Source organism: Planococcus maritimus (genome assembly GCF_001592825.1).
Lineage (GTDB): Bacteria > Bacillota > Bacilli > Bacillales_A > Planococcaceae > Planococcus > Planococcus maritimus_C.
On the sequence record NZ_LTZG01000001.1, the window covers coordinates 228,784 to 243,391 of the forward strand.

Sequence of the window (14,608 nt, forward strand, 5' to 3'; positions counted from 1 at the left end):
TTCTCTAATAAAAACAAAAATAATCACTTATTTTCTGAGTTTTCGTCCAGAATTTTTTGAATACTGGCCATGATGGCTTGCGTGACTTCTTCTGCGGAAGCTTTACGCTCACGGTAAGGTTCCATCCGAATTGGATCACCGTAAACTACTTTGACTTTTCCGAACGGCTTATACGGTCCAATAAGTGCGCATGGCATAACATCCGCATTGCCCCGCAAAGCAAAAAAGCCAGCGCCGCTTAAGCCTTTTTTTAATACGCCATCTGTCGAACGGGTACCCTCAGGAAATAGCCCCACGACTTCGCCGCTTTTTAGCAGCTTTAAAGCAGTCCGCAAAGCTTCCCGGTCACTCATGCCGCGCTTTACCGGAAAAGCATTGACTTTCGGCAAAATCGAGCCGAGTATTGGCGCTTTAAACAATTCCTCTTTGGCCATGAAATGAACGGTTCTCGGGGCGGTCATACCGACTACCGGCGGATCGAGCGCATGGATATGGTTGCTGCAAAGAAGAATGCCGCCCGTTTCCGGAAACTTTTCAATGCCCTCAACTTGAAAACGGTACAGCGGACTCAATGCCGTCTTCACGAGCGTTTTCCCTACTGCATACAAATTCATGATCCCATCAGCCTCTCTTGCGCTAGTTTCAAAATGGCTTCTGCCGCTTCTGCAATCGTTAAAGGCGTCGTATCTAAAAATACGGCATCTTGCGCTTGTTTCAAAGGCGCTACTTCACGTTCAGAATCCATCTTGTCCCGCATGGCGATTTCCTCCTGCAACTCAACTAAAGGCGTCAGGATGTCGCGTTTTTTATTTTCTTCAAATCTACGTCTCGCCCGTTCTTCAACGGTTGCTGACATAAAGACTTTAAGCGCTGCGCCAGGTAAAACATGCGTGCCGATATCGCGTCCATCCATGACGACGCCACGGTCTTCTGCCAGTTTTTGCTGAAGTTCGACCATACGCTTTCTAACCAATTCGTGGGCAGCCATTTCTGATACCGCCTTTGTAACATTTTGGGAACGAATCTCCTCTGAAACATCTTTCCCATCGAGCAGGACTTTCTGGCCGCCTGCGACAGGGATTAAATCGATTTCAGTCTCAACAAGTAAAGCCCCCGCTTCTTCATTGCTTCCCAAATTGATCCCTACGTTCAATGCTTTTAACGTAATTGCACGGTACATTGCCCCCGTATCGATATAAATATACCCTAATTTTTCTGCCACTATTTTAGCGATCGTGCTTTTGCCAGCAGCAGCTGGCCCGTCGATCGCAATTTGGATAGCTTTCGTCAAAACTGTCACCTCATCTTAAGTAATAATTTCATTTTATCACAATCCGCTTGATGTTTCGGGCAAAATCAAAGCGCATGGGGAATAGTTCCAAAACGACCTGGACGCAAAAAGAAAAAGCCCTATGGCAGCGGGCTTTCGGTTGGATCAATCCGGTGGGTTGTTATGGTAATGGCTGACTGATAATTGGTGGGCTTGACGGACTTTCCGTAAACCGAACCACCATAAAAACAACATGAAAGGCACAGCCCCATATAGCAAATTATCGTAGGCGTAAAGCGATGCGTTGTAAGCCATATGCAAAAGCGTTGCGGCAAATAACGCCGACGCCAACCGCCATTTACTTTCTCTTTTCCCAGTAAACTTGGCTCTGCCGAAATAAAAACCCATGACAACGCCGAACAATGCATGGCTCGACACCGGCAAGAATGCTCGCACAAAAGCGGTTCCAAGCCCGAACTCAAGCAAATATAAAATATTTTCCACGGTAGCAAAACCAAGCGATAAACTCGCACCGTACAAAATCCCATCATAAGGGTCCTCAAAATCAATATGGCGAAACACCGCTGCTAGCAGAACGATCCATTTGAAAAATTCTTCCAGTAAACTCGAAAATAAGACGGATTTCACAAAAGTGTTTTGAAACACATGCTCGGCTTCGAATACATACTGGACAAAAAGAATCGGGAATGTCAGAAGCGCGCCGTATAAAAAGCAGTGAAAAATTAGCCTTGACGGTTCCCCGGCAAACTGATCCCGCAAATAAAAATAACTAAACAATGCGAGCCCAGGTGCAATAGCTACCGTCAACAGCTCTAACATAGACGCGCCTCCCTCCATTACCCGCGGTAGTTAAATTTCAAAGGCTCCCTTGTCGATGGCTTTATCTCCCGACAACAAGATCGCCAATTTGATGCGCGCTTTTTTGCTATCGTAATCACTGCCTAAGATGACACCGCGCGTCAGCAAATCGTGTGCGCTCCCTGGATAGCTGTATGCAGGATAGGCATTGCCTTCCTCGGCGCTCGTCGTGACGACGACAGGAATGCCAGAATCTACGGCACGCTGGACTGAGCTCACCATATGCGGGGAAATTTGCCCGCGTCCAGCTGCTTCCAAGATGATGCCTCTTGTGCCATTATCAGAAAGCATATCGATAATCGAACCTTCCTGGCCGGAGTAACACTTGATGATATCCACGCGCGGCATGCCGCCCGGCACGTGGTGCACTTCACGCATGACCGGTCTTTGATAGATGCGGACTTTATCATTATCGATGATTCCTAAATAACCGTGGCCAAATGAATCAAAGCCTTGCAAATTACTGGCGTGTACTTTTTTTACGTATTTCGCGCTGTAAATTCGTTCATTGAAGACAACAACCGTTCCGACACCTTTAATGACAGGATCGACGGCAACATAAATGGAGTTGCGCAAATTGGAATAAACATCCGTTCCAACTGCTTCTGGCGCACGCTGGCTGCCTGTGACCACGACTGTGCGTTCATCCCCTACGGTCAGATCCAGAAAATAAGCCGTTTCTTCTAAGGTATCGGTACCGTGCGTAACGACTACTCCTTCCACTTCAGGGTCTTCTAACTCAGTCAAAATCGCTTCTTTGACGATATTCATTTCAGTTAAGCCGATATGCATGCTTGGCAATTGAAAGACATCGATGACTTTCACTTCGATCTCTGGCGGCAATTGGCAAAGTTCTGCCAGATCTTTTCCTGAAATGGCGCCTGATTTTAGCAAGCCGTCGTCAGATATCGCTTTGCTGGCGATCGTGCCACCGGTCGTAATTAACGATACTTTCTTTTTCATAATGCACCTCTTTTGGTAGTCTAATCTATTGAATTTTTCAGCGCTTCTTTTTCGGCGATTGCCGCCGCAATTTGACCGCCGTGAAAACGGCCGTTTTCGATAAAAATCTCGTTCGCATTATTGCCTGCCGCGATGACCCCTGCGATAAACAAATTTTCGACATTGGTCTCCATCGTTTCTTCATCGAACGCCGGTCTGCCGCTCGCTGCATCGATATCGATCCCCATCTGCTCGAGGAAGCTGTGATCCGGATGATACCCAATCATCGCGAAGACAAAATCATTCGCATAGGTTTCCTTCGTATCGTTTACCGTCAATTCCACTTCGCCTTCTCGAATTTCGTCGACGATGGAATCGAACAGCATGGTAATTTCGCCTTGGCGCACGAGCCCGTCAAATTCCGGCAAAATCCACGGCTTGATACTTTTCGAATAACTTGTCCCGTGATAAGACACCGTTACCCGACTGCCAGCTTTATGCAACTCGAGCGCGGCATCAATCGCGGAATTCTTCCCTCCGATCACTAACACGTCGCGATCGAAATAGGGATGTCCTTCCTTAAAATAATGCATGACTTTCGGCAAGCCCGCTCCTGGCACCAACAGCTTATTCGGGTGGTCATAATAACCAGTGGCCACGATTACGTATTTTGCCTGGTAATGGTTTTTTGTCGTTTTTACGAAAAAACCGTCCTTTTGCTCGATCGATAGCGCAGTTTCGAAGGCTCGCACATCCAACTTATGGCGTTTCACCACTTCTCGGTAATAAACCAGCGCTTGGTTGCGCTTTGGTTTGCGGTCTTCTGTAATGAACGGCACATCGCCAATCGACAATTTCTCACTGCTGCTAAAAAATGTTTGATGCGTCGGGTAACGATAAATGGCGTTAACGATATTGCCTTTTTCGAGAATGACGGGGTGCAGGCCCATTCTCTGTATTTCAATGGCGGCCGATAATCCACATGGCCCGCCTCCTACGATAATGACATCTGCATGTTCCATTTCATCCACTCCTGTAATAATGTCCATCCTTATCTTATCTGATTGAAGAGCTTTGTGCCAAATGCCGGGCGCCCGGTGAGGGGTGTATTTCAAGTATATGGTATTGCGCTTTGGCACCGAGTCTCAGCGGTATAGACGTCGTGCCGAACCCGTTGCTGACGAGTTCTGTGATGCCGCTTGTACTCGTCAACGAACCGTGGCCGAAAACCCCAAATGGCCCAAACCTGATTTGCCCGCCATGGGTATGCCCCGCCATCAACAAGCTGACAGGATAATGTTGTTTTACATGCTTGAAGACAAAAGGCGTATGAGAAACGAAGATAACGGAATCGTCTTTTGAAACATTGCAAAAAGCATCTTCTACACTGTGCTCTCGAAAAGCAAAATAGTCGATTCCTGTTAATTTTAATTTAGCATTCCCGAATAGTTCAACAGATTCATCATCTAGAATCACGGCACCTTGTTCTTCGAACAACTCCCTTAATCGCTTTTCACCAATTTCCCGGTCATTGTTTCCAAATACATAATACACCGGGGCGAGCTCTCTCAGAACTTGCAAATTTTCGCGAAGTCGTTGTGCCGGAACTCCACGCTCGACAAAATCTCCACCGATGACGACTATATCGACTTTATCATTGAACATGCCAGAGCGTAGTTTGCGCCGGTGGACGTCAGAGATAAACATCAGCTTAAAAGGTGAAAACACAGCATTCCCAGACAATTGAATGACCGCAGTTTCTCGTTTTTGACTATGGGCAGAGCGGAACATCCACGCTAATAATGACAAGCCAGCTAAACCGATCCGTAATATCCATTTCATTGTGTACATCCTTTCCAAAGCAACAAAAAAACATAAGCTGCGCTTATGTTTTCCTGTTCAAGCCGCTATTCAATCTTCTGTAATATCTAGAATACGGAAACCGGATTTTTCCAAATCCTTCGTAAATTTGTCTATGTTGTTCTTTTTCTTAACTTTGAGAACAATGCGGCGCACCATTTTATCAGTTTCGTCGAAAGTAACCAATGAAACAACAGATTCTTTATGTTTTTCAATGATTTCACCAAGTCGACCGATGCGGCCTTCTGATTCAACCGATGTGACAGTGATGCGAACTCCTGATTTTTGCATCCCAAATGCGCTTTGCAGTTGGTTGACGACATCGAATCGGGTGACGATTCCAAGGAATTTCCCTTCGTCGACGACTGAGATGATTGGGAAATCACGCAATTCGACTAAAGCTTTTTCATACACATCATCAATATTCAAAAACACATCTTGGTTGACCATAATATCTTTTACTTTTGTCGAACGAATAAATTCGTCTTTCGGGCTATCGGAGTAAAAGAAAGCGCGATATGCATGATACCAAGTGAAGATTCCTTTAAATTGGTCGCCATCGACGACTGGCAATGCATCTATGGAATGACGCTCCAATAGCTCGAGCCCTTTTTCCATCGCATCTTCCGGATGTACTGTAAAACATCTTTCCTTTTTAACTAATGCACTTTTGACAAACATCAGCTCACCTCTTTCTAGTTTCTATCTATCTGTTCCCCTGTAGGAGAAATCTAATCTTGCTTTAAGGCAAAATTAATGTTTGTCCCGGGCTGATGGCGTTAGAGGCTAATCCGTTCGCCTGTTTAATCTTTTCAACTGCCGCGGCTGCACCGCTCGCGCCGTAATTGTTCACTGCAATTCGGTAAAGTGTTTCACTCGATTGGACAGTCACCGTCTTGCCGCCGGCAGTAGGTGTTTCTTCTTTTTCTTCTGACTCTTGTGCACGCTGCTCAGCTTCAGCTTTCGCTTTCGCATCTGCTTCTTCCCGTGCTTTTTGTTCAGCTGCTGCTGTTTCTTGCGCTTTTTTCTCAGCTTGTTCTTTCGCTGCTGCTTGCTCTTTCTCTTTCGCGTCTGCAGCCGCTTGTTCTTCTCGCTCTCGAGCTTTTTCTTTCAGCGCTTTTTGTTCTTCTGCTTCTTTGGCTTTAGCACTTTTTGTCTCTTGTTGTTTTTCATCTTCCTGCTCGTCATCTGCAGCCGCAAGTACGGTGCTGTCAGAAGGCGGTTGGGAATTCAATTCAAAGCTGACTTCATTTTCGTTTGTTTTGGCAGTTAGCGTGTCATCCGGCTCATAGTAAAACGCAACATAGATCAACAAAGTAACCGGAATCAAGATAAAGATGAAAAATAAGGAAGGCAATAATAAGCCCCTGCTTTTCGGCTTAGGCATCTGGCGTGCGCGCCTCGTCAATTCTGCCATTCGTTCCTGTGACAATTCCTGGCGATTCTTTTCCATTGATTCATGATAATTATCGTTTCCCATTTCACGACTACCCCTATCTGTACTAATATATCTATTATGACGAAAAAAGGCTTATTTGTAAATAATAGAAATAGAGATTTTCATATAGGCAAAAGGACCTCCAAGCGTTCTTTCCATCCACCTTGCGACGGTGCTTCCGAAAGACGTTGCCTGTCTTTAAAAAGCCGATGATCAATCCCATGAAAACTACAGCAGTTTGGCGGCACAATGGGATTTTCTTGGTCAAAGCTCGCACTTAGATATCGGCGAATGCAACCGCTCGAATGAACTAGCCCACGGACAGAAGCTGCCTGCCGTTGCTTTTCTTTTTTCAATTGCTCAATCTGGTTCAAAGTGCCTTCAAGCGGCAGGCGCTCGCGCCAATAAGAGATGATACGATACGCTGTTTCTCTTATCATTCCCTGGTCGACCAGCTGTTTTGCTTCTTCTTTGCGTTGATATATCAATTCGATTTCATGTCGTTCCGGCAACTCGTCCATGATTAAACTTTCTACCAGTCGTTCATCACCTGCAGCGTATAGTAAAGTCGCAAGTGAAGGCAAATTGTCCCGACCTGCTCGACCAACTTCCTGTACATAGCCTTCTATAGATGAAGGCAGTTGAAAATGGATAACGTGGCGAATATCAGGAATATGGACACCCATGCCAAAAGCATTGGTCGCGCATACCCATTCCAATTCCTTATTTGCAAACTGCTGCTGCACGAAAATACGGTCTTGTTGTTCCATGCCTCCGTGATAAAATGCTGCCCTGATTCCAAGCGCCAGCAGTTTCTCCGCCAGTTCCTGGGATTTCCTCCTTGTACCAGCATAGATAATTCCCGGTCCCCCGTATTCAGCCACTATTTCAAGGAATGCTTTTAGCTTGTCACTGTCATTTTCAAATTTGCGGATATCGTAGCTAATGTTTTGACGGTCCATCGGATGCGCATAGATGAATGGGTTGCTTAATTTCAAGTATTGCTTGATTTCATGGGTCACTTTGTCGGTCGCTGTAGCGGTTAGTGCCAGAGTTTGAGGATTGCCAAGTTTGGGCAATACTTCGGCAATGCGCAGGTAGTCTGGACGGAAATCAAACCCCCATTGAGAGATGCAATGCGCTTCATCCGCAACGAGCAAAGAGATGCCAAGTGCTTTCAATTTATCAAGTACAAAAGGCTGCACAAGCATTTCAGGCGCGACGAAGATAAATTTGTAATGGCTGAGTGTATTCCAAACCTTTTCACGATCCTCCGCTTTCATAAAGGAATTGATAGCGACAACCGACTTTTCCCCCATTTTCTTTAATTGGGCTACTTGGTCTTGCATAAGCGATAACAGCGGCGAAACGATAACAATAGCGCCTGGCAGCACTTTTCCGGGCAATTGATAACAGAGGGATTTGCCCATTCCAGTCGGCAACAACGCCAAAACATCGCGTCCAGACAATACTTGTTCAATCACTTGTTTTTGGCCAGGGCGGAACTCCGTATAGCCATATGCGTCGTACAGTAATTTTTCAAGATTCATATAGCTTCTCCTCTCACTGCCAGTGCAAGGCGGATTTGGAAATAACTCGCGTCCGGCAAGCGCTCTTTAATATCCCGCAGGCGCTTTGTCTTCATTTCTTTGCTGATTCGACGGATTGATTCAAATAACTCATCTTCCATAAATGAAGCTGGGCTAAAGGCCGGGTCATTCATCGCCAACTCGACGAAATGATCTTCAATCGTACTGGTCTTCAATTGCCTGAGTTCTGCTATTTGACTCAGTGAGAATCCACGTTCGTATAAGTTTTGCGTTCGCTTGGCCGATTCTGTCAAAGCGGACTGCTGGATGATGCCTTCGAGTAGTCCCGTTAGCAATGGGTATTCCATGCCTTCTAGGACATCCAGCCAAGCATGCAAAGCTTCGACCGCTGCAATCTTCACATCAATTGGCAATAGCTGATGTTTTGCTGCCAGTTGGTCCCAAGTAAGCCCACCGATCCCATACCCAGACAGTCGCGCCATCAAAATATCTTTATGCATTTCAGCAGTCTTTGCTAACGCCAGGCTGCTTTCAATTTGGAGCTTGAAAACGGCTTGGACCTCCGGTGAACGAAAATCGATTCGGTGTAAATAAGACTTGGTCCAGGACTGTACCGCTTCATCTGTCACCACCGGATCAAAACGTTTATGGTCTTGCATAAAATTGGACATTGTTTGCACTATCAAAGATAAACGCGAAAAAAAACGCCTCTCATTGCCCCTGTATTTCCAGCCATTTAATGGTGTAGTAGGCAATTGCAGTTCGATGGCAGATTGATGAAGCTGAATGCTATTGTCATCCGGCACCAATAGCCCTTGCGCCCGCAGCCTCTCAATAGAGTCCAGGTAGTCTTTTTTGTCCAGTTTCGGAAGCACGGCAAAATAAGGATGCAGGCCGAAATAGCCGATGTCTTGAATCGTTTGACCTGATTTCTTTCCTTTAATTAAATGATAAGGGGAAGAAACGGTCCGTTGACCGTCTACCGCTTTCATGATCGCTAAAACGACTTCATCGAATCGCACTGAATAAACCTCCCGGCGGTTTTGGGTTGAAAAAAATATAAAACATCTATAGAATAAACACGATAGTATAACTGAACTTGTTCGGAGATAAAGGAGAGGAACTAGAATGGCTAAATATACCATTGTTGATAAAGATACGTGTATCGCATGCGGAGCTTGCGGAGCAGCAGCACCAGACATTTACGATTATGATGATGAGGGCATCGCCTTCGTTATTCTTGATGATAACACGGGGACTGAACAAGTGCCAGATGAGCTAATGGAAGATATGGAAGATGCATTTGAAGGATGCCCGACCGATTCCATCAAGGTGGCAGACGAGGCATTTGAAGGAGATCCACTTAAATACGAAGACTGATTAGCGTATGAATCAATAGAAAAAGCGGTTGGAAGATGAATCTTCCAACCGCTTTTTTTATGATAAATAATAGGAACGTTGTTTTTCTATCCAGGTGTGCATGCTGCCGAAGATCAATAAAATAACCGTCGTAAGCGCAAGACCTTTGATTAAGTTAAACGGCAAGATGCCGAGCACAATCGTTGTATACAAGGCATTGCCTGTTTGTTCAGGCATGTTGAGGAAATACGTATACATCGGCAGGAAAACGAAGTAATTCAACAAACTCATGCCGATGGCCATAGAAAATGTACCGATCACCAAGCCGAATGCGATTCCTTTTTTAGTAGATACTTTGCGATAGATCGCATAGACCGGCAGAATGAACAATAGGCTCGTCGCAAAGTTCGCCATATGCCCTACAGGCACACCAGTCGGACTCCCTGAAAAGATCCAGTCCAATACGTTTTTAAAGAATGCTACTAAAACACCAGCAACTGGTCCCATCGTGATCGCTGCGATCAGCGCAGGCACATCACTGAAATCCACTTTCAAGAATGCAGGCAAGGCCGGCAATGGAAAATTGAATAGCATCAACACAAATGAGATGCTGCTCAGCATACCGATGACAATCATCGATTGCAATTTTTTGTTCTTCATGTTCCTCTCTCCTTGTCGTGATTCACCAGAAGAAAGGTTCGAAACGCATGCTGCCACAAAAAATCCCTTAAGCAAAAAACTTAAGGGAGAGTTAGGCACACTGAAATAAACGGTCCGCCGTAAAAACGACATGCGTCCGTACCTTCACCTTCTCCCATCCAGACTATACTGTCGGCTTTGGAATTTCACCAAATCCTGCTTTTTACGGCTCGCGGGCTGATGGACCGAAACGTCCAATTACCGCCGGTAGGGAATTGCACCCTGCCCCGAAGATGAATCGATATTTTTTTATACAAGTTAATCTTATAAAAAAAAGACAACAATGTAAACCATAGTGCTTACATTGCTGTCTTTTTTATTTTTCTGGCCAATCGATGCGGTTGGGCGCAATCGGCAATTCCAATTGCTTGGTAAAATCGAAGCCGGACCATTCGGCCTGCACGGTATTGAAGATCGTTAAAGCTGAACCGTATGACTGCGCAGTGAGCGCCATACTTTCAATCATGCGCATCGCCTCTACCCCATCCAGCCCCTCGAAATCCAAAGTCTCTTTGAATATCAAACTAACATTTGTTCCATCCATTTCAATCTCATAATCGACACCATCCGGCACTGGCGAACGAAAAGCGTCGTTTGGCGATTGCCGAAGCGCTAAAAGCGCATCGTCAACGCTTGCTTCAGACATGCCGTAAGACGGCGCCATGTACCAATCTTCCGTTGACGAAGCCATCAAATAATAACTTTGGCCTTGAACTCCTGGAAGAATTGGTTCAACCATTCCCACGTGTGCCAATTGCGCAGGCTCACCCGAGTCGTCCAATACGCGAATTTCCTCCTCGCCGAAGAAGGTTTCTTCTAAACTGTGGAGATACAGCAAGGTAGCAGCCGATCCTTGGTCATAGTTATGATCCTCTGGGAGGAGATGGCTAATAACCGCACCGTCTTGCTGCAAAATTCCCTCATATGGATGATACTCATCAAAGCCCAATTTCGATTCATCGATTTGTTCCGCAAATGCTTCATACAATTCGAGCGAAGTCGGTTCTGTCTCATCAACTGATTGTTTTGGAATGACAAAACTCACCGGCACTACGTAACCTTGTTGAGCCAGGCCGATACGGAGGATATGAGCGTCTGCTAGGTCTTGTTCATACACTGCTGTACGCAAGGCTTCCGGTTCTTCCATAGCCATACTGGCTGCCTCTTCAGGCTCATCAGCGGATTGTTCCGTTCGTTCTGTCTGAGCATCATCTGCTGTCATCATCGATTCTGCATCGCTACTTTCGGTTTCGCTGCTGCTAGAGTCGTTTCCATTTTGCTGCAGCAAGGAAACCGCCAGCACCGAGATGCTCAAAAATGCAATAACAGCGACGAGTAATGGCAGCCAGCGCTTAGGCTGTTTCGGGACATATTGTGTCTGCGATACATGTTTATACACTTCGGCTTTTGGCCGATTATCTTGTATTTTGGGGAAATCCCGCAACAAATTTTCGATTTCTTCATCGTCCCATTTGTCATTCGGCATATTCTGCTCCCCCTTCTGCTTCTTGTAATTTTTGGCGGAGGGACCGGATAGCCCGGTGCTGTGTCGTTTTGACTTTTCCTTCCGACCACTCCAGGACTTCAGCTGTTTCTGCAATGGAGAGATCTTGGAAAAAGCGCATGATGATAACGAGCTTCTGGTCGCCTGTACACAGGTCGAGCATTCGGTACAAACGGATTTTGTCTTCGTTGAGCAAAGAAACTTCTTCCGGTATTCGTTCAGTTGAAACCAATTGTTGAGTTTCCCAGTCGAAAAAATCCATCGAATGCTTTTTTCTTACCGCATTTTTTCGAAAATGGTCGATGGCGACGTTTTTAGCAATCGAAAAAAGCCAGGTCTTTTCTGAACTTTTTCCTTGGAACCGGTCATAAGCGCGCAGCACCTTCACGTAAACTTCATGCATTAAATCTTCCGCTACATGCCGATCTTTCACTAAATATACCAAAAACTGAAAGACATCCTGATGATATTGATCGTACAGCCGATGAAACACGGAGTCGTTCACGCAACTCCCCCCGTTCCTTGGATTAGTCGTTTCGACAACAGAAAAGTTACATTGCCTTCAATGGCAAGGTAAAGATAAACGAAGTGCCTTCGCCAAATTTACTTTCGGCGCGGATTTCTCCTGAATGTGCTTTGATGATATTGCTGGCAATCGCAAGGCCGAGCCCTGTGCCGCCTTTTCCGAGAGTTCTGGCTTTGTCCGCTTTGTAGAAACGCTCGAAGACGAACTCCAGATCCTCGTCAGAGATTCCGGCTCCGGTATCATTGATAGACACTTTTGCGTAGTCTCCCATATTTTCGACAAGTACTTGTACTTGCCCTCCTTGTGGCGTGTGGCGAAGTGCATTGTCGATCAGATTCGTCATGACCTGTTCGATGCGGTCTTCGTCCAACTCAGCCGCCGACCAGTCATCGAGATCAGTAGTAAAGCTTAATTCGATACCTTTTTCTTTTGCAGCTTGGCTAAACTTCAAGGTCATCCGCTCGATCGCATTATTGAACTGCACCAATTCTTTGTAGAGGCGCATATGGCCGGATTCCAGTCTGGCCAAGTTCAATAGATCGGTCACCAGGCGCCCCATACGCTGGGATTCCTCGTAAATAATTTTCGTCATTTCATTGCGCTCTTCTTCACTTGCGCCGACATCATCAAGCAAGGCTTCACTATAGCCCTGAAGCATGGCGATCGGCGTACGGAGTTCATGAGATACATTGGCGATAAAATCTTCCCGCAGCTTCTCGAGCCGGTGCTGCTCAGTCATGTTATGAAGGACAGCTACCGCTCCCCGTATGCTCTCGCCACTGTAAAGCGGGCTGAAGTTCACTGCATAATAAGCACCTTCAATTTCCAATTCTTCTTCAATTTCTTCTTGGAACATCAAGACATGGTCGAGCATATGAAGCATTTCCGATGGCAGCGCTTGGGCATTTGTCGAGCCGTCTTTAGAAAGCCATTGGCGGAGCAACTTCTCTGCTGGCGGGTTGCTTAATAAGATGGTCTTATCCTGATTGAACGTAATGACCGCATCCGCCATCGAAGTCAAAATGCTCGATAGCTGTTCTTTTTCTTGATTGATTACTTCGAGATGATGTTTTAACTGACGGCCCATTTGGTTAAAGGCAATCGCCAATTGACCGATTTCATCACCCGAAGAAACTTTCATTTTCGTATCGAAATTCCCTTTCGCCAACTCAAATGCTCCTTCGCGCATATTGCGCAGCGGAGAAGTAATTCGTGTCGATAAGAAAAAGGCAAAAAACGTCGTCAGCAATAGCGCGATAAATGCGGATAAAAACACGATATTGGTCGTCCGTTCAGCGGTCCGGTCCATAACTTCCAATGATTGGTAAATGAACACGGTTCCGTGAAGACCGTCCCCAGTTTGCAGAGGGGATGCCATGACGATATACGACTCCATTCGGTCCGCTTCCGATAACGACGGCAGCAGCATTTCTTTTGTGACCGTTTCGTCGCTTTCAAATACTTTTTGGAATTCTTGTTCGCTGACGATCTTTTCCCTGATTTCATCACCATTCAAGCCATCGTGCAAATAATAGGCAATATCACCCGGCTGTGAAGCGATGACGGCATTCGTTTCTGGGCCTAGCACTTCATCTACGATCGACAAATTGCCTTCCTCATCGTGGTCATTAAAAATCCTGGCGATCATATTGGCCTCATTATGAAGCGCTTCTTCTACCGTCTCGCTGTGGAAGTTCCCGAGAAACTCCAATAGCAGCACCGTCACAATAAAAAGGACAAAGGAAACGAGAAGCAAAATGGTTACCCACAGCTTCCCGACGATGCTATTCCATATTCTATTCATTGCCGACCTCGAATTTGTATCCGACACCCCATACAGTGACGATCATTTTAGCGGCGGATTCCGACACACGGTTAAGCTTTTCGCGCAAGCGCTTAACATGTGTGTCCACTGTACGCAAATCACCGAAAAAGTCATAATGCCATACTTCTTTGAGCAAATGCTCCCGGTCAAATACTTTATCCGGCGATTTGGCTAGGAAATACAATAGCTCATATTCTTTCGGCGTCAAATTTACTTCCACGCCGTCTGCTGTTACTCGGTGTGCATCGTGGTCAATCGTCAAATGCGGAAAAACGACCAGGTCTTTTGAAACGGTCGAACTTGTAGATGGCGAATAGGCGGAAGAACGGCGCAAAATCGCTTTAACACGCAGCACCACTTCACGCGGGCTGAACGGTTTGACTATGTAATCGTCTGCGCCGGATTCAAAGCCTTCTACGCGGTTTGCTTCCTCGCCTTTAGCTGTTAGCATGATGATTGGCGTCATTTTCGTTTCACGTAGTTCTGTCGCCACTTCAATGCCGTCTTTTTCTGGCATCATGAGATCGAGCAAGATGCAATGGTAATCCGTCTCCATCGCTTTTTCCAATGCTTCCACGCCGTTTTCAGCTTCTTCAACCATATATCCTTCACGCTCGAGATACATCTTCAACAAGCGGCGGATCCTCTCTTCGTCATCTACTACAAGAATTGTAATTTCTTCAGACATCCTAATCCCTCCAACTTTCATCTCTATACCTTTCATTGTACCGATAAGGGGTGCAAAAATAAACGAAA

Annotated in this window: 16 protein-coding genes and 1 riboswitch; of the genes, 1 reads left to right on the top strand and 15 read right to left on the bottom strand. The window is 45.9% G+C overall.

All coding sequences use genetic code 11. The features are described 5' to 3' along the window. Positions 1–23: 23 nt before the first annotated feature. From AY633_RS01215 to AY633_RS01260, 10 genes are all read right to left on the bottom strand, one after another. Positions 24–614 carry a lysophospholipid acyltransferase family protein gene (locus AY633_RS01215; protein WP_068485810.1) on the bottom strand — a complete coding sequence of 197 codons (591 nt, stop codon included), beginning with the start codon at positions 612–614 and terminating at the stop codon, positions 24–26. Then, positions 611–1,291: a (d)CMP kinase gene (gene cmk / locus AY633_RS01220; RefSeq protein WP_068485812.1), complete on the bottom strand. Its 681-nt coding sequence runs from the start codon at positions 1,289–1,291 to the stop codon at positions 611–613. The genes AY633_RS01215 and cmk overlap by 4 nt, the downstream gene beginning before the upstream one ends. Positions 1,292–1,435: 144 nt before the next feature. Further along, positions 1,436–2,110: a glutamic-type intramembrane protease PrsW gene (gene prsW / locus AY633_RS01225; RefSeq protein WP_068485815.1), complete on the bottom strand. Its 675-nt coding sequence runs from the start codon at positions 2,108–2,110 to the stop codon at positions 1,436–1,438. Between the two features lie 30 nt (positions 2,111–2,140). Then, the gene (locus tag AY633_RS01230) at positions 2,141–3,112 is read right to left on the bottom strand and encodes an asparaginase (RefSeq protein ID WP_068485817.1); all 972 of its coding nucleotides are present in this window, start codon (positions 3,110–3,112) and stop codon (positions 2,141–2,143) included. A 20-nt stretch (positions 3,113–3,132) separates the two neighbouring features. Beyond that, on the bottom strand, positions 3,133–4,113 hold the full coding sequence (locus tag AY633_RS01235) for a YpdA family putative bacillithiol disulfide reductase (RefSeq protein ID WP_068485819.1): 981 nt from the start codon (positions 4,111–4,113) through the stop codon (positions 3,133–3,135). A gap of 34 nt (positions 4,114–4,147) precedes the next feature. Next, on the bottom strand, positions 4,148–4,933 hold the full coding sequence (locus AY633_RS01240) for a metallophosphoesterase (protein ID WP_068485820.1): 786 nt from the start codon (positions 4,931–4,933) through the stop codon (positions 4,148–4,150). Positions 4,934–5,002: 69 nt separating this feature from the next. Then, on the bottom strand, positions 5,003–5,632 hold the full coding sequence (locus AY633_RS01245) for a CBS domain-containing protein (RefSeq protein WP_068485824.1): 630 nt from the start codon (positions 5,630–5,632) through the stop codon (positions 5,003–5,005). 61 nt (positions 5,633–5,693) lie between these two features. Continuing rightward, positions 5,694–6,431, bottom strand: coding sequence for a LysM peptidoglycan-binding domain-containing protein (locus tag AY633_RS01250; RefSeq protein WP_068485826.1), 738 nt, complete (start codon positions 6,429–6,431; stop codon positions 5,694–5,696). 80 nt (positions 6,432–6,511) lie between these two features. After that, entirely contained in the window at positions 6,512–7,939 is a 1,428-nt protein-coding gene (locus AY633_RS01255; protein ID WP_068485828.1) for a RecQ family ATP-dependent DNA helicase, read from the bottom strand. After that, positions 7,936–8,961, bottom strand: coding sequence for a helix-turn-helix domain-containing protein (locus AY633_RS01260; protein ID WP_068485830.1), 1,026 nt, complete (start codon positions 8,959–8,961; stop codon positions 7,936–7,938). The genes AY633_RS01255 and AY633_RS01260 overlap by 4 nt, the downstream gene beginning before the upstream one ends. A 106-nt stretch (positions 8,962–9,067) precedes the next feature. Here AY633_RS01260 and AY633_RS01265 point away from each other — a divergent pair, with 106 nt between their 5' ends. Beyond that, on the top strand, positions 9,068–9,319 hold the full coding sequence (locus tag AY633_RS01265) for a ferredoxin (protein WP_068462691.1): 252 nt from the start codon (positions 9,068–9,070) through the stop codon (positions 9,317–9,319). Positions 9,320–9,376: 57 nt separating this feature from the next. On the opposite strand, the gene AY633_RS01270 is transcribed toward AY633_RS01265, so the two are convergent. The 5 genes from AY633_RS01270 to AY633_RS01290 form a co-directional block, all read right to left on the bottom strand. Further along, on the bottom strand, positions 9,377–9,958 hold the full coding sequence (locus tag AY633_RS01270) for an ECF transporter S component (RefSeq protein ID WP_068462693.1): 582 nt from the start codon (positions 9,956–9,958) through the stop codon (positions 9,377–9,379). Between the two features lie 142 nt (positions 9,959–10,100). Further along, positions 10,101–10,236: riboswitch (FMN riboswitch) on the bottom strand. 77 nt (positions 10,237–10,313) lie between these two features. Then, a complete protein-coding gene (locus tag AY633_RS01275) occupies positions 10,314–11,483 on the bottom strand; it encodes a hypothetical protein (RefSeq protein WP_068485832.1) in 1,170 nt (389 codons plus the stop codon). After that, positions 11,473–12,006, bottom strand: coding sequence for an RNA polymerase sigma factor SigX (gene sigX / locus AY633_RS01280; protein ID WP_068485834.1), 534 nt, complete (start codon positions 12,004–12,006; stop codon positions 11,473–11,475). The genes AY633_RS01275 and sigX overlap by 11 nt, the downstream gene beginning before the upstream one ends. A 46-nt stretch (positions 12,007–12,052) precedes the next feature. Beyond that, positions 12,053–13,831 carry an ATP-binding protein gene (locus AY633_RS01285; protein ID WP_068485836.1) on the bottom strand — a complete coding sequence of 593 codons (1,779 nt, stop codon included), beginning with the start codon at positions 13,829–13,831 and terminating at the stop codon, positions 12,053–12,055. Beyond that, positions 13,824–14,540, bottom strand: a complete 717-nt coding sequence (locus AY633_RS01290; protein WP_068485838.1) for a response regulator transcription factor — start codon at positions 14,538–14,540, stop codon at positions 13,824–13,826. Before AY633_RS01290 ends, AY633_RS01285 begins: the two co-directional genes overlap by 8 nt. Positions 14,541–14,608: the final 68 nt, after the last annotated feature.